16 protein-coding genes are annotated in these 14249 nt (G+C 72.0%); 7 read left to right on the forward strand and 9 right to left on the reverse strand.

Annotated features, from left to right (window positions below; all coding sequences use genetic code 11):
* Positions 1-38: 38 nt before the first annotated feature.
* Positions 39-1505, forward strand: a complete 1467-nt coding sequence (gene rny, locus VTA80_RS17670) for a ribonuclease Y (protein ID WP_407342395.1) — start codon at positions 39-41, stop codon at positions 1503-1505.
* A 6-nt stretch (positions 1506-1511) separates the two neighbouring features.
* On the opposite strand, the gene VTA80_RS17675 is transcribed toward rny, so the two are convergent.
* The 4 genes from VTA80_RS17675 to VTA80_RS17690 form a co-directional block, all read right to left on the reverse strand.
* Entirely contained in the window at positions 1512-2180 is a 669-nt protein-coding gene (locus VTA80_RS17675) for an amino acid ABC transporter permease (protein WP_407342396.1), read from the reverse strand.
* Positions 2181-2322: 142 nt separating this feature from the next.
* The gene (locus tag VTA80_RS17680) at positions 2323-2973 is read right to left on the reverse strand and encodes an amino acid ABC transporter permease (RefSeq protein WP_407342397.1); all 651 of its coding nucleotides are present in this window, start codon (positions 2971-2973) and stop codon (positions 2323-2325) included.
* A gap of 93 nt (positions 2974-3066) precedes the next feature.
* Complete coding sequence (locus tag VTA80_RS17685) at positions 3067-3936, reverse strand: glutamate ABC transporter substrate-binding protein (protein ID WP_407342398.1); 870 nt, start codon at positions 3934-3936, stop codon at positions 3067-3069.
* Positions 3937-4002: 66 nt separating this feature from the next.
* Positions 4003-4794: an amino acid ABC transporter ATP-binding protein gene (locus tag VTA80_RS17690; RefSeq protein WP_407342399.1), complete on the reverse strand. Its 792-nt coding sequence runs from the start codon at positions 4792-4794 to the stop codon at positions 4003-4005.
* A gap of 151 nt (positions 4795-4945) precedes the next feature.
* Here VTA80_RS17690 and miaB point away from each other — a divergent pair, with 151 nt between their 5' ends.
* On the forward strand, positions 4946-6475 hold the full coding sequence (gene miaB / locus VTA80_RS17695) for a tRNA (N6-isopentenyl adenosine(37)-C2)-methylthiotransferase MiaB (RefSeq protein ID WP_407345807.1): 1530 nt from the start codon (positions 4946-4948) through the stop codon (positions 6473-6475).
* 38 nt (positions 6476-6513) lie between these two features.
* Here the strand turns inward: miaB and VTA80_RS17700 are convergent, their stop codons facing one another.
* Entirely contained in the window at positions 6514-7053 is a 540-nt protein-coding gene (locus VTA80_RS17700) for a YbjN domain-containing protein (protein ID WP_407342400.1), read from the reverse strand.
* The gene (locus VTA80_RS17705; protein ID WP_407342401.1) at positions 7050-7625 is read right to left on the reverse strand and encodes a YbjN domain-containing protein; all 576 of its coding nucleotides are present in this window, start codon (positions 7623-7625) and stop codon (positions 7050-7052) included. Before VTA80_RS17705 ends, VTA80_RS17700 begins: the two co-directional genes overlap by 4 nt.
* A gap of 92 nt (positions 7626-7717) precedes the next feature.
* On the opposite strand from VTA80_RS17705, the gene VTA80_RS17710 reads away from it, so the two are divergent.
* Genes VTA80_RS17710 through VTA80_RS17725 form a run of 4 tightly spaced genes read left to right on the forward strand, consistent with a single transcriptional unit; the run spans position 7718 to position 10699 of the window.
* On the forward strand, positions 7718-8482 hold the full coding sequence (locus tag VTA80_RS17710; protein WP_407342402.1) for a hypothetical protein: 765 nt from the start codon (positions 7718-7720) through the stop codon (positions 8480-8482).
* Positions 8479-9453 carry a tRNA (adenosine(37)-N6)-dimethylallyltransferase MiaA gene (miaA, locus tag VTA80_RS17715; RefSeq protein ID WP_407342403.1) on the forward strand — a complete coding sequence of 325 codons (975 nt, stop codon included), beginning with the start codon at positions 8479-8481 and terminating at the stop codon, positions 9451-9453. Before VTA80_RS17710 ends, miaA begins: the two co-directional genes overlap by 4 nt.
* On the forward strand, positions 9450-10385 hold the full coding sequence (gene dapF / locus VTA80_RS17720) for a diaminopimelate epimerase (protein WP_407342404.1): 936 nt from the start codon (positions 9450-9452) through the stop codon (positions 10383-10385). The genes miaA and dapF overlap by 4 nt, the downstream gene beginning before the upstream one ends.
* Positions 10382-10699, forward strand: coding sequence for a TlpA family protein disulfide reductase (locus VTA80_RS17725; RefSeq protein ID WP_407342405.1), 318 nt, complete (start codon positions 10382-10384; stop codon positions 10697-10699). Before dapF ends, VTA80_RS17725 begins: the two co-directional genes overlap by 4 nt.
* Before the next feature lie 21 nt (positions 10700-10720).
* Here the strand turns inward: VTA80_RS17725 and VTA80_RS17730 are convergent, their stop codons facing one another.
* Positions 10721-12535 carry a putative bifunctional diguanylate cyclase/phosphodiesterase gene (locus VTA80_RS17730; protein WP_407342406.1) on the reverse strand — a complete coding sequence of 605 codons (1815 nt, stop codon included), beginning with the start codon at positions 12533-12535 and terminating at the stop codon, positions 10721-10723.
* 200 nt (positions 12536-12735) lie between these two features.
* On the opposite strand from VTA80_RS17730, the gene VTA80_RS17735 reads away from it, so the two are divergent.
* On the forward strand, positions 12736-13215 hold the full coding sequence (locus VTA80_RS17735; protein ID WP_407342407.1) for a nitroreductase/quinone reductase family protein: 480 nt from the start codon (positions 12736-12738) through the stop codon (positions 13213-13215).
* Here the strand turns inward: VTA80_RS17735 and VTA80_RS17740 are convergent.
* Positions 13199-13534 carry a hypothetical protein gene (locus tag VTA80_RS17740; RefSeq protein ID WP_407342408.1) on the reverse strand — a complete coding sequence of 112 codons (336 nt, stop codon included), beginning with the start codon at positions 13532-13534 and terminating at the stop codon, positions 13199-13201. The two genes, VTA80_RS17735 and VTA80_RS17740, sit on opposite strands and share 17 nt — an antisense overlap.
* On the reverse strand, positions 13534-14094 hold the full coding sequence (locus tag VTA80_RS17745) for a class I SAM-dependent methyltransferase (protein WP_407345808.1): 561 nt from the start codon (positions 14092-14094) through the stop codon (positions 13534-13536). Before VTA80_RS17745 ends, VTA80_RS17740 begins: the two co-directional genes overlap by 1 nt.
* Positions 14095-14249 lie beyond the last annotated feature (155 nt).

The raw sequence follows: 14249 nt of genomic DNA on the forward strand, positions 1-14249 counted from the left end.
GTACGGTCATGGCCTAGGGATCGTTGAAGGAGAAGCACATGGATCTGGGCCAGATGGCGATCGTGGTGGGCCTGTTGTTGGCCTGCCTGGTGGCGCTGCTGCTCGTCCAGCTCGCGCGCAAGGAGGCCACCGCGCGGCGCGAGCAGGCCACCAAGGACGTCGCTGCGATCCGGGAGGACGCGCACGCCGCGGCGCTCGAGGTCGAGAAGCGCGAGACCAGGCTCGCAGCGCGGGAGCGCGCGCTGAGCGAGGACCAGGCCGAGGCCGCCGCGCTCGCGCACATCCTGCGGGACCGCGAGCTGGCGCTCGCCGAGTCCGAGCGCCGCGCCGCTGCCCAGCTCGCTGAGAGCCGTGCCGCCGTGCTCGCTGAGCTCGAGAGCATCGCAGGCTCGAGTGCCGTCGACGCGCAGGCCGAGCTCGAGCGGCGGATCGTCGAGCAGGCGACCCGGGACGCCGAGGCGGCCGTGCGACGCGTCGAGGCGAAGGCCCGGCAGAGCGCCGACGCCAGTGCGCGCCGGATCGTGGCCACGGCCGTGCAGCGGCTGGCCGTGCCGACGAGCTCGCAGAGCGTCGTCGTCGTCGTGCCGCTGCCGTCCGAGGAGATGAAGGGGCGGATCATCGGCAAGGAGGGGCGCAACATCCGCACGTTCGAGGCGCTCACCGGCGTGAACGTGCTGATCGACGACACCCCGGACTCGGTCATGCTGTCGTGCTTCGACGCCGAGCGGCGCGAGATCGCGCAGGTCGCGCTCGAGTCGCTCGTCGCCGACGGTCGGATCCATCCGCAGCGGATCGAGGCCGCGTACGCCGAGGCCGCGGCGGGCGCGCACGAGCGGGCGATCGCGGCGGGGCACGAGGCTGCTGAGCGGGCCGGGGTCACGGCGCTGCACCCTGATCTGGTCGCGACCCTGGGCCGGCTGCGCCTGCGGACCTCCTACGGGCAGAACGTGCTGGCGCACCTCGTCGAGAGCGCCCAGATCGCGGCTCTCATGGCGGCCGAGATCGGCGCCGACGTCGATCTGGCCCGCCGCTCGGCCCTGCTGCACGACATCGGTAAGGCGCTCACCGCCGAGATCACCGGCCCGCACGCCCTCGTGGGCGCCGACCTCGCCCGACGCTGCGGCGAGCCGGCAGCGGTCGTCAACGCCATCGCCGCGCACCACGACGAAGTTCCGATCGAGACGGTCGAGGCGGTGCTGGTCCAGGCGGCCGACGCGTGCTCCGCCGCGCGGCCGGGAGCCCGGCGCGAGGAGCTCGACCAGTACGTCGAGCGGATGGACAAGATCGAGAGCCTGGTGGCCGAGCACGTCGGGGTCCGCCGCGTCCTGGCGATGTCCGCCGGCCGCGAGGTTCGCGTGCTCGTCGAGCCGGAGACGGTCGACGACACCCAGCTCCCCGGGCTCGCCACGGCGATCGCGAAGCACATCGAGGCGGACCTGAGCTACCCGGGCGAGATCAAGGTGACGGTCATCCGGGAGATCCGGGCGAGCGCGACCGCGGGGTAGCCCGGCTCAGCCGGCCTTGGTCGAGCGCCGCTGGATCCACACGGCCAGGCGCGACAACGTGAGGTTCACGATGAGGTAGGTCGTCGCGCCGACGACGAAGAGCGCGACGACGTACCGGTTGCTGAAGAACGCCGCATTGAGCTGGATGGACCGCAGCAGCTCGGCGTAGCCGACGATGAAGCCGAGCGAGGAGTCCTTGAGCAGCACCACGAGCTGGCTGATCAGGCTCGGCAGCATCGTGCGCACGGCCTGCGGCAGCAGGATCGTGAGCAGGGTCTGGGTCCGGGTCAGTCCGATGGCGTAGGCCGCTTCGGCCTGACCCCGCGGCAGGGAAGCCAGTCCGGCGCGCAGGATCTCCGCCATGATCGCCATGTTGTACACGGTGAGCCCGAACACGACCGCCGCGAACGCGCTCCAGCCGAACCCGAGCGACGCGAAGAACATCATCAGCAGGACCGGGAGCCCGCGGAACAGCTCGATGACCAGCACGGCGGGCAGTCGGACCCAGCGCCGCCGGGCCGTGCGCCACAGCGCGAGGATCAGGCCTCCGGCGAGGGCGAGCGGTGCCGCAACGACGGCCGCCCGCAGCGTGGCGCCAAGGCCCTTGACGATGATCGAGGTCCAGACGTCGGATGCGGTCTGGCCCCCTTCGACGGCGCGTACAGGACGTCCCACCGGTCGACCTCGAACACGCCCCGGCCGGCTGCGTACCTCAGGGCGACGAACGCCAGCGCGAGGACGACGACGGCGCCGATGACGGAGCCGAGGCGCTCCCGACGGCGGGTGATCGGTCCGGGGGAGTCGTACAGGACGGTGCTCATCGCGCGAACGCCACCTTTCGCTCGACGACGCTGGCCAGGATGCCCGCGGGGATGGTGATGGCCAGATAGCACAGGCCGACCCCGATGAGGATCGGGATGTTGTCGCCTGGGTTGGTGGCGGCGAGCCGCCGCCCGGTCGCCATGACCTCGGTTGTCGCGAACCCCGCGGCTACCGAGGTGTTCTTCGTCATCGCGATGAAGACGTTGATCAGGGGCGGGATCACGGTGCGTATCGCCTGGGGGAGGATCACGAGCCTGAGCGTCTGTCCGAAGCTCAGCCCGATCGCACGGGCCGCCTCCGCCTGGCCGATCCCGACGCTGTTGATGCCTGACCGGACGGCCTCGCTCACGAAAGCGGAGGTGTAGGCGGACAGTGCCATCACGCCCGCCCAGAACCCCAGGGGCGGGATGAGCCCGAACTGGGGAGCGACGAACACCAGGAAGAAGAACACGATCGTCAGCGGGGTGTTGCGCAACAGCTCGACGTAGACGGTCGAGAAGACCCGTAGCGGCGCGATCGGCGAGATCCGCAGCGCGGCAAGCACCAGCCCCCACACGAGCGCCACCGCACCGGACACCACGGTCAGCTCCAACGTCACGGCGAACCCCGTGAGGTACGCCGAGTAGTTCTCGGCTAGGACGTTCACCAGATGGCCTCCGGGCTTCGGCGTGCGTGCGTGTGGGGGCTGCTGCGACCGGTCGAGCTTTCGGTCAGCGGCGGCGGAGCTTCGGCGGGCCGATCAGTAGCGGTCGAGCACCGGCGGCTTCGGCGTCGGCAGCACCGTGCCGGCGGTGTCCTCCCAGGCCGCGGTCCAGGCGCCGTCGGTAAAGCTCTCCTCGAGCGTGTCGTTGACCCACGTGCGGAACACCGTGTCGTCCTTGGCGAGCCCGATGCCGTACGGCTCCTCGGTGAACGGCTCGCCCCGGACCTCGACGTCCTCGTTGTCGGCCGCGAAGCCGGCGAGGATCACGTTGTCGGTGCTCACGGCGTCGACCTGGCCGTTGCGGAGCGGCTCGAGGCAGTCGCCGTAGGTGGCGAAGGACTTGACGTCCGTGTCGGGGAAGTTCGCGAGCAGGTTCGCCTCGGGCGTCGAGCCTGAGACGGTGCAGACCTTCTTGTTGGCGAGGTCCTCGGACCCCTGGATGTCCTTGTTGGTCTTGAGTGTCAGCAGGGACTGGCCGGCGAGGTAGTACGGCCCCGCGAAGGCGACCGACTCCTTGCGCTTGTCGTTGATCGTGTAGGTCGCCACGATGAGGTCGACCGTGCCCGTCTGGATGGCCGTCTCACGGTTGGCCGACACGGTCTCGGTCCAGGTGATCTTGTCCGCGGCGATCCCCAGCTTGCCGGCGATCAGCTGGGCGATCTCGACGTCGAAACCGGTCGGGACCCCGTCGGGACCTACCTGACCGAACAGCGGCTGGTCGAACTTGGTGCCGATGGTGATCTTGCCGGCCTTGGCCAGCTTCTCCATGGTCGAGCCGGCCGGGAACGAGCTGGCTGCCACGCTGGGCACGTCCGCGGCAGCGTCACCCCCGTTGGTCCCGCACGCGGACAGCAGCAGCGCTGACGCGGACAGCAGGGCGATCAGGGCAGTGGGGCGGGTGCGCATCGGTTCTCCTTGTGGGGCGATCACGGGTACAGCGCGTGCCGAGAAGAGCAGGTCGTGCGGGTTCGATCAGTGCGTGAGGATCTTCGAGAGGAAGTCCTTGGCGCGGTCGGAGCGCGGCGCGGTGAAGAACTGGTCGGGCTCGGCCTCTTCGACGATCTGGCCGCCGTCCATGAACACGACCCGGTCGGCGGCCTTGCGGGCGAAGCCCATCTCGTGCGTGACGACGACCATCGTCATCCCCTCGCTCGCCAGCGAGACCATGACGTCGAGGACCTCGTTGATCATCTCCGGGTCGAGAGCCGACGTCGGCTCGTCGAACAGCATCACCTTGGGGTGCATCGCGAGCGCCCGGGCGATTGCGACCCGCTGCTGCTGACCGCCGGAGAGCTGGGCCGGCAGCTTGCCGGCCTGGTTGGCAACGCCCACCCGCTCGAGCAGCTGCATCGCCAGCGCGTCCGCCGCTGCGCGCTTCATTCCCTTGGCCTTGATCGGGCCGAGGGTGACGTTCTGCAGCACCGTCTTGTGGGCGAACAGGTTGAACGACTGGAACACCATGCCGACGTCGGCCCGGAGCTGGGCGAGGGCCTTGCCCTCGGCGGGCAGCGGTACGCCGTCGATCGTGATCGAGCCCGAGTCGATGGTCTCGAGGCGGTTGATCGCGCGGCAGAGGGTGGACTTTCCGGAGCCGGAGGGCCCGATGACGACGACGACCTCGCCCCGGTGCACGGTCAGGTTGATGTCCTGCAGCACGTGCAGCGAGCCGAAGTGCTTGTTCACGTGGGAGAGCACCACGAGCGGTTCGCCGGGCACCTCCTCGCGACCTGAGTGCAGGGCGAGGGAGGAGGTTTGTTGGGCCATTCTTTGAACGTAGGCGGCATTTGTTTCAGGTAATACCATTTCGGGTCATGCATCGGTAACATCCCGGAAACATGGGCGGCCCCGTACCCTAGGGTCGGTGTCCACGACCACGAGCCCCCGGACGTACGTCGTCCGCACGCTGGGCTGCCAGATGAACGTGCACGACTCCGAGCACATGGCCGGCATGCTCGACCGCGCGGGGTACGTGCCTGCACCCCCCGCCGAGGACGGCTCCGAGGCGTCGGTCGCCGACATCGTCGTGATCAACACGTGCGCAGTCCGGGAGAACGCGGCCGGCAAGCTGTACGGCAACCTCGGTCAGCTCGCGAGCATCAAGCGCGAGTGGCCGGGCATGCAGATCGCCGTCGGCGGCTGTCTCGCACAGAAGGACCGCGCCGGCATCGTCGAGCGCGCGCCGTGGGTCGATGTCGTGTTCGGGACGCACAATCTCGACGCCCTGCCGGTGCTGCTCGAGCGGGCGCGGCACAACCAGCGCGCCGAGGTCGAGATCGCCGAGTCGCTCCAGGTCTTCCCGTCGACCCTGCCCACACGGCGCGAGAGCGTGTACGCCGGGTGGGTGTCGATCAGCGTCGGGTGCAACAACACCTGCACGTTCTGCATCGTGCCGTCGCTGCGCGGCAAGGAGCGCGACCGCCGCCCGGGCGAGATCCTCGCCGAGGTCCAGGCCCTGGTCGACGCTGGCGCGATCGAGGTCACGCTGCTCGGCCAGAACGTCAACAGCTACGGGGTCGAGTTCGGCGACCGGGGCGCGTTTGCCAAGCTGCTCCGCGCGTGCGGCGCGATCGACGGACTGGAACGGGTGCGGTTCACCAGCCCGCACCCGGCCGCCTTCACCGACGACGTCATCGACGCCATGGCGGCCACGCCGACCGTGATGCCGCAGCTGCACATGCCGCTGCAGTCCGGGTCGGACCGGGTGCTCCGTGCGATGCGGCGGTCGTACCGGTCGGAGAAGTTCCTCGGCATCCTCGACCGGGTGCGGGCCGTCATGCCCGACGCGGCCATCACGACCGACATCATCGTCGGCTTCCCCGGGGAGACCGAGGAGGACTTCGCCGAGACGCTGCGCGTGGTCGAGCTCGCCCGGTTCGCGTCGGCCTACACCTTCCAGTACTCCCCGCGGCCGGGGACCCCGGCCGCCACGCTGGCCGATCAGATCCCCAAGGCCGTGGTCCAGGAGCGCTACGAGCGACTGGACGCGCTGCAGGAGCGGATCTCGCTCGAGGAGAACGAGGCCCAGGTCGGCCGCACGGTCGAGGTCCTCATCGCCGAGGAGTCCGGCCGCAAGGACCGCGCCTCCCACCGCCTGTCGGGCCGCGCCGCGGACAACCGGCTGGTGCACCTCGCGCTGCCGGCCGACCTGTCGGCTGCGCAGAAGACCGACCGGGCCGCCCGTGACCTCGACCCCCGGGTGCCTCGTCCCGGTGACCTCGTCACGGTCGACGTCACGCACGCTGCGCCGCACCACCTCGTGGCCGACTCGGCGCTCGCCGGCGGCCGCTACCAGGTGCGTCGCACGCGCGCCGGGGACGCCTGGGCGATCCGCGAACGGGCGCGCACGGGACTTGACGCCGAAGACGCCGTCGGGCACGGGCACGGCGCGGGGACCGGCGCGCGCGCCCCGATCGCGCTCGGCCTGCCCGGGCTCCGACGCGGGTAGCAGGCGGCGGTTGGCGGGTCGCGGTGAGAGCGACCCCGTCAGGAAGGGAAGGGCGGATCGGCGGGGGGCGCACCGGGCGACGCGTCCGGAAGCAGCCCGTCGAGCGCCGTGAACATCTGCACCCCGGTCCCCAGGCCGCACGCGAGCAGCTGGCCGAGCTGGGACGTCGTGGCGCCGTGCTCGAGATCGACCGAGACCTCGCTGTACAGCGCGAGCTCGTCGTCCTCCTCGCGCACGTAGACCTTCGGCCAGATGCGCTCGCGGTTCCAGTCGTTCGCGGCGAGCAGCACGGAGGAGCGCTGCTTGACCGGCAGCGTGCGGTGCCAGCGGCCGCGGATCTGCATGATCTCGTGATGCTCACCGAGCAGGAGGAACCAGAACCGGCTGCCCTCCCACATGCCCGTCAGATCGCCGTCCTCGTCGATGAGGTAGCGGTAGCCGCGAGCGGCCAGGTAGGCGGCGATCCGGTCCCGGGTCAGGGGTGTCGTGTGCTCCAGGGGCGGGATCTCGGGCGAAGACTTCGGGCGGGCGTTGCCGAACACCCGCGAGATCCAGCCGGTCAGCGCGTCGGGCTTCATGGTGCGACCGCCGCGGGATCGGGAAACAGGTCGTCGATGGCGTCGAACAGCATGTTCCCGGTGCTCAACCCGCAGTTGAGCAGCTGGCCGAGCTGGGCGTCCGTCACGCCGTCCTCCAGGTCCGTGGCGACCTCCGAGATGATGTGGACCATGCCGTTGTCCCGGACCCGGGCGTAGGCCTTGGGCCAGATCCGGTCGGCGTTCCATTCGTTGCAGGCCTCAAGCACGACGTCGAGCCGTTCGATCGCGACCTCGCGGTTCCACTGACCGCGGATCTGCAGGATCTCGGACTCCTCACCGAACAGGAAGAAGTAGAACAGCCGACCACGCCACAGGCCGCCGAGGTCGCCGTCGTTGTCGATGAAGTAGCTGAACTCGTGGGACTCGAACCAGGCGATGATGCGCGCGATCGTCAGGGGTTCGGGCACGTCGGCGTCGGCGAGGAGCGACCCTCCGAGCTCGCGCACGATGAGGTCCTCGACCTGGGCGTGCAGCTCGCCGGGGGAGAGCGCGTCGTGTCCGTCCGGCTCGTCCGCCGACTCGCCCCCGCGATCGCGCCGGAAGAAGCCCATGCAGGCACCCTACCCGGGCACGTCGGTCGGTGAGCGGTCGAGCCCGCAGGCTCGCGGACCCGAATCCGGGGGGGAGCGGTTACCGTCGGGGCGTGCTCGCCATCGCAGTTCTTGTCCCGGAGACCGCCCTGCTCGTCCCGGGGGCGGCCGGCCGCGCCGTCGTGCTGCCCGAGGTGCGCGCGGCGGCCCTCGACGTGATCGGCGACCTCCTCCGCTCGGCCCCGGACCGCGTGGTCGTGGTCGCCCCCGGCCCCGTGGACCGGGTGGTCGACGCCCCGGGCCGCGCGAGCCTCGCGGCGGCGGGTATCGACGACGACGCTCTCGACTGGTCCGGGGGTGCGGGCGTGCCCGACGGCGCGCTGCCCGCCATCGGCGCCTCGGTCGCCCTCCTGCTGCTGGCGCACGCCGGGTGGACCGGACCGGTGACCGTGGTGGAGGTCGCCGCCTCGCAGGCGCCGGACGACGGGCGCGGCGAGGCGTTGCGGACCCGGGGAGCCGACCTGGTCCGTGGACCGGACCGGGTCGCCCTGGTGCTCGCCGGATCGCTCAGCGCGCGGCACGGTGCGCACGCGCCCCAGGCCGAGGACGCGCGGGCCGCGTCGTTCGACGCCGACCTGCTCGCCGACCTCGCGCTCGGGGACGAACCCGCCCGGGGACGGCTCGCGCAGCTCACCGCCGGCCTCGCGGCGGAGCTCGCGGTCACGGCCTGGGCGCCCATGCAGGTGCTGCTCGGCGCCGCGGGCGACATCCCGGTCGAGGCCGCGGTGCTCGAGGTGTCCGCCCCGTACGGGGTCCCGTACGTCGTGGCCCGCTGGCGCACCCTGCCGCGGCACCTGCCGGCCGGGGATCGGCGATGAGCGCGACCCCGCTCGTGATCGCCGTCGTCGGACCGACCGCGACCGGCAAGTCCGAGCTCGGGCTCGCCCTGGCCGAGCGACTGGGGGGCGAGGTGCTCAATGCCGACGCGATGCAGCTCTACCGCGGCATGGACGTCGGGACCGCGAAGCTGACGCTCGACGAGCGCCGCGGGATCCCGCACCACCAGCTCGACGTGCTCGACGTCTCGCAGGACGCCTCCGTCGCGCGGTACCAGACCGAGGCGCGCGCGGACCTCGCCGCCATCGCCGGCCGGGGCGCGCGGGGCGTCGTCGTCGGCGGCTCGGGCCTGTACGTCCGGGCCTTGCTCGACAAGCTCGACTTCCCCGGCACGGATGCCGACGTCCGGGCCCGGCTGGAGGAGCGCGCGGAGCTGCACGGCACGCGGCACCTGCACGACGAGCTCGCCCGCCTGGACCCGGCGGCGGCGATCGCCATCGGGCCGGCGAACACGCGGCGGATCGTGCGCGCGCTCGAGGTCATCGAGATCACCGGCCTGCCGTACACCGCCAACCTCCCCGAGCAGGTCTACGTCGTCCCCGCGGTGCAGATCGGGCTCGACTGCGACCGCGCCGTGCTCGACGAGCGGGTCGAGCGCCGGGTCGAGCGCATGTGGGAGCAGGGCCTGGTCGAGGAGGTGCTCGGCCTGCTGCTGCAGGGGATGGGGCGCACGGCGGGGCGCGCCGTCGGCTACGCCGAGGTGATCGCGATGATCCGCGGCGAGGGTGACGAGGAGTCGGCGCGCGCCGTCGTGGTCGCGAACACGCGTCGGCTCGCGCGCAAGCAGATGACGTGGTTCGGTCGCGACCAGCGCGTGCACTGGCTCGACTCGCGCGATCCGGACCTGGTCTCCCACGCCCTCGAGGTCGTCGCGGCGGCCGATCGCGGCGACCTGACGGTCCACGGACGACCCCCGGTCGGGGGCGGACCCCGCCGTACCCTGGGCGCATGACGATGCGCTTCACCAAGGGTCACGGCACCGAGAACGACTTCGTGCTGCTCGACGACCGCGCCGGGGTGCTCGACCTGACCCCCGAGCTGGTGCGTGCACTCACGGACCGCCGGGCCGGCATCGGCGGCGACGGGGTGATCCGGGTCGCACCGACGGCGTCGCTGCCCGAGGGGGCGGCGATCCTCGCGAGTGACCCCGGTGCCGTGTGGTTCATGGACTACCGCAACGGCGACGGGTCGGTGGCCGAGATGTGCGGCAACGGGGTACGCGTCTTCGCGGCCTATCTCGAACGCCTCGGGCTCGCGGTCGTGCCGGGATCCGGGGCCGACGACGGCGCCGGCCTCGCGGTCGGCACTCGCGCCGGGGTGCGCCGCGTGCGGCGCGAGCCGAACGGCTGGTACGCCGTCGACATGGGGGCTTGGCACCTCACCGGGGGCGATGCGGCCGCGCTCGCGGGTACCGACGCCGCCGTGGCGGTCGCCGGGCTCGCCGCCGTGCGCCCCGCCCTGCGCGTCGATGTCGGCAACCCGCACGTCGTGCTCGCCCTCGCCGACGCCGACGAGCTGGCGGGTGCCGATCTCACCCGCGCTCCGGAGGTGCGGCCCGAACCCCGCGGCGGCACCAACGTCGAGCTGGTCGTCCCGCTCGGCGAGGAGGTGGCCGACGACGGGTCCGTGGTCGGTCGGGTCCGGATGCGCGTGCACGAGCGCGGCGTCGGCGAGACCCGGTCGTGCGGGACCGGCGCGTGCGCGGCTGCGCTCGCCGTGCGCACCTGGGCGGGTGCCGGTGCGCCCGACGTCTGGTTCGTCGACGTGCCGGGCGGCACCGTGCGGGTGCGGGTGCTTGCGTCCGGCCATGTCGAGCTCGCGGGTCCGGCCGCGCTCGTCGCCGAGGGCGAGATCGACCTGGCCGCGCTCGTCGGCACCCGGTGACGTCGTTGACGCCCGACGATCTCGTCGGGCCGCTTGGTGAGCGCGCGACCGTCGTGCAGTTCTCGAGCACGTTCTGCGCGCCGTGCCGCGCCGCTCGCCGGGTCTTCGAGCGGGTGGTCGAGACGACCACGGGCATCGCCCATGTCGAGCTCGACATCGCCGACCACCATGCGCTCGGCGAACGTCTGGGCATCGTCGTGACCCCGACCGTCGTGATCCTGGACGCCGGCGGGGTGGAGCGCGCGCGGGCGACCGGCGCCCCGACCCTGGCGCAGGCCCGGGCGGCGCTCGAGGCGGTCGCAGGACCGCTCTGAGTCCCCGCGCTTCCGAAGGGCTCAGTTGAGCTGGGTGACGAAGCTTCGGGCGGACATGGGTCGGGCGAAGTAGTAGCCCTGGGCGAACTCGCACCCCGCGCTCGCCACCTGATCGCACTGCTCCCTCGTCTCGACGCCCTCCGCGGTGACGGTCTTGCCCAGGGCGTGCGCGAGCTGCGTCACGGCCGTGATCGTCGTCGACGCGTCGGGGTCGTCTCCCAGCCCCACCACGAACCGGGGATCGATCTTCACGATGTCCACCGGGAAGCGCCGCAGGTCCGCCAGCGGGGTCGCCCCGGTGCCGAAGTCATCCACCGCGACCCGCACGCCGCGCGATCGAAGGTCGCCCACCACGATCGTCGCGTGTTCGGCGTCCGCGGCGAACACCGCCTCGGTGACCTCCAGGACGAGGGCGTTCGGGTCCATGCCGGTGGCCTCGAGCACACGCGCGACGCTCGCGGCGAACCCGGGCGCCATCAGCTGACGACCCGAGACGTTCACCGCCAGGTCCAGGGACCGTCCGGGGTACCGGGCGAGCCAGCCCACCCAGTCCCGGCACGACCGCTGCAGCACCCAGGTGCCGATCCCGGTGATCAGCCCGGACTGCTCCGCGACGGCGATCGCGGTCGCCGCCGAGATCGGCCCCCGGGCGGGATGGGTCCAGCGCAGCAGCGCCTCGACGCCCGCGATGAAGCCGTCCGCCGTGCGCACGATCGGCTGGTAGGCCAGCTCGAGGGTCGCCCCGCGCAGCGCGGCGCGCAGGTCCTGCTCCAGGGAGCGGTGGGCCACGGGGGTCCGGGTCACGCGCAGGTCGACCACCTGGTGGGTCGTGCCGCTGCGGCGCTTCGACTCGTACATCGCCATGTCCGCCTCGATGACGAGCTCGTCGCTGACTTCCTCACCCGGACCTGCGTACGCGATCCCGACGCTCGCCGTGGCCTTGAGCGTCCCGATGCTCAGTGCGAACGGTTCCGCGAACGCGGCCTCGATGCGTCCCACGACCGCCTCGACGTCATCGGCGTGGGCGAGGTCCTCGCACAGGAACACGAACTCGTCGCCCGAGACCCGCGCGATCGTGTCCCCGGGACGCACCAGGCCGGACAGCCGGTCAGCGACGGCGACGAGCAGCTCGTCGCCGACGGGGTGCCCGTAGGCGTCGTTGACCCGCTTGAAGTTGTCCAGGTCGACGAACAGCACCGCCACCGTCGAGCTCGAGCGCTGAGCGCGCTGGGAGGAGTGCTCGAGGCGTTCTTGGAGCAGAGCCCGGTTGGGCAGCCCGGTCAACGCGTCGTGCAGGGACTTCTCCCGGAACCACTCGGCGACCCGCGCCGCCTCCTCGCGGGCCTGGGCGTTGAGCAGGTAGGCCGCGGCCACGTCGGCGAGCGTCTGCGCAGCCGTCTGAGCCTTCGCGCTGATCGGACCTGTGGTGTCCCGGTACAGGTCCAGGGCGCCCAGTCGTCCGTCGCCGTGGCGCATCGGGAACGTGAACACCGCGGCCATCCCGGCGGTGACGGCCGCGGGTCCGAAGGTCGGGAACCGGTCGTCGTCGGGCAGGTCGGGGATGAACACGGGCTCGCCGGTCTCGAACGCCGTCAGGCACGGACCCTCGCCGAGCTCGGACTGCAACCGCTCGAAGCGCAGCGCGGCCTCGTTGGACGCCGCGATGTACCGCGGCGCCAGGCCGGGGGCGATCAACGTGATGCCGGCGCCAGTGATCGGCAGGACGTCGACGATGCGGCGCACCAGCAGGTCGAGCATGTCCTGGATGGAGAAGTCGGTCAGCATCGTGCGGGCGAAGTCCGTGAGCACCGCAGACAGGCTGTCGTCATCGACCATGAAGATCCCCCGAGGTTGGTGGTGGGGGCCCGTTCGGTCCGGACGGGGTGCCCTCAGGCTCACCTCTCGACGCTATCGGGCGCGGGCGACCGGCGCCCGAGATCGGGACTCGATCGCAGAGCGGCGCCAGGTGCACCGCGCCGATAGCGTGGAGCTGACCTGCCACCTCGAGGTGGCATCCGTCCCGCCAGGAGACAACCATGAGTGCACCGGCAACCTCACCACCCCGCATGCCGCCGCCGTGGTTCGTGCACCTGGCCTGGCGGGTTCACCGCGCGCTCTACCGGATCAGCGGTGGCCGCTTCTTGTGGACCACGTCCAACAAGCGCGGGTGGGGTGCGCTCCGCCTGACGACGATCGGCCGGAAGTCCGGGCAGGAACGCAGCGTCATCCTCGGCTACCTCGAGGATGGCCCGAACCTGGTCACGCTGGCCATGAACGGTTGGGACGAGGGCGATCCGGCGTGGTGGCTCAACCTCAAGGCGCACCCGGACGCCGTCGTGCGACTGGCCGGCGGGCAGCCGCGCCCGGTGCGGGCGCGCGCGGCGGCGGGCGAGGAGCACGATCGGTTGTGGCAGCGCTGGCTCGCGGTCGACCCGAACAACGACACGATCGCCAGCAGGCGGGCGACCGAGACTCCCGTGGTGGTTCTCGAACCCGTGGTCAGCCCGTCTCGGTGATCGTCGCCGTTCCGCCGGTGAGCGATTGGTCGAGGCAGGTCGCGATCCGCTCGACGTCGTCCTTCGTGGCGGACGTCCGGAGGGTCGCGGCGGCACTGGAGCTCGGCTGGTCGGCGGACATCACGGCCTCAGCGACCGCTTCGTCGTCGAAGCAGCGGCTCCAGCCCCCCTGGGGGTGATCGAGGGCGATGGCCCAGGGGCCGTCGCCGGGGATCGTCGGGCCACTCGTCGGGGGCGCCCCGCCGGCCATGATCGACGCTCCCAGGCCGAGGACGGCCACGGCGCCGACCACGATCACGGTCCCGCGACTGCGCATCATCACGGGGTCCCGGTCGCGTCGACCCGCAGCACGCGGAAGCCCTTGACCGTGTCTGCCCGGGTCACCGTCGCGGCCTCGCCGAGCTCGTCGGCCAGCCAGCGCTGCAGCGAGTCGGCGCCGAGGTTGCGCTGCACGACCAGGTGGGCGGACGCGTGCGGGGCGAGCCGCCGGAGCCACGAGCTGAGCATCTCGTGCAGAGCCGACTTGCCGACCCGGATCGGCGGGTTGGACCAGACGGCCGCGAACGACACGTCGTCGGGCACCTCGTCGGGGGTGACGGCGCGGATGTTGCCCAGGCCGAGCCGTTCCGCGTTGCGGCGCATGAGGTCGAGAGCGCGCTCGTTCACGTCGACGGCCCAGACGGTCGCTGCCGGCGACGCGAGCGCCAGGCTCAGCGCGATCGGACCCCAGCCACAGCCGAGGTCGAGCAGGTCGCCGGTCGCGGGCGGGGGCGGCACCGAGCCCAGCAGCGCGCGGGTGCCGTGGTCGACCCGGTAGGACGAGAAGACCCCGCCGGCCGTCTCCACCGTGAGCTCGCGCTCGGCGAGCCAGACGGTGATGGTGCGTCGCTCGCCTGGCGAGGCGGGCTGGGCGGTGAAGTAGTGGTCCCCGGCGGCCTCGTCGGCGGTCTCGGGGCGGTCGAGGGGGGCGTCGGGACGTTCCCCGGAAGCGGAATCGGGCACGAAGCGAACCCTACGCGGTCACGCCCACAGAG

It is taken from the genome of Pengzhenrongella phosphoraccumulans, assembly GCF_045689905.1.
Lineage (GTDB): Bacteria > Actinomycetota > Actinomycetes > Actinomycetales > Cellulomonadaceae > Pengzhenrongella > Pengzhenrongella phosphoraccumulans.

Coding starts and splice junctions, on each gene's coding strand:
- VTA80_RS17740 (WP_407342408.1), bottom strand. CDS start 13,534: ATGATGCGCAGTCGCGGGACCGTGATCGTGGTCGGCGCCGTGGCCGTC.
- VTA80_RS17730 (WP_407342406.1), bottom strand. CDS start 12,535: ATGGTCGATGACGACAGCCTGTCTGCGGTGCTCACGGACTTCGCCCGC.
- VTA80_RS17705 (WP_407342401.1), bottom strand. CDS start 7,625: ATGGGCTTCTTCCGGCGCGATCGCGGGGGCGAGTCGGCGGACGAGCCG.
- miaA (WP_407342403.1), top strand. CDS start 8,479: ATGAGCGCGACCCCGCTCGTGATCGCCGTCGTCGGACCGACCGCGACC.
- dapF (WP_407342404.1), top strand. CDS start 9,450: ATGACGATGCGCTTCACCAAGGGTCACGGCACCGAGAACGACTTCGTG.
- VTA80_RS17690 (WP_407342399.1), bottom strand. CDS start 4,794: ATGGCCCAACAAACCTCCTCCCTCGCCCTGCACTCAGGTCGCGAGGAG.
- VTA80_RS17685 (WP_407342398.1), bottom strand. CDS start 3,936: ATGCGCACCCGCCCCACTGCCCTGATCGCCCTGCTGTCCGCGTCAGCG.
- VTA80_RS17735 (WP_407342407.1), top strand. CDS start 12,736: ATGAGTGCACCGGCAACCTCACCACCCCGCATGCCGCCGCCGTGGTTC.
- VTA80_RS17700 (WP_407342400.1), bottom strand. CDS start 7,053: ATGAAGCCCGACGCGCTGACCGGCTGGATCTCGCGGGTGTTCGGCAAC.
- miaB (WP_407345807.1), top strand. CDS start 4,946: ATGAACGTGCACGACTCCGAGCACATGGCCGGCATGCTCGACCGCGCG.
- rny (WP_407342395.1), top strand. CDS start 39: ATGGATCTGGGCCAGATGGCGATCGTGGTGGGCCTGTTGTTGGCCTGC.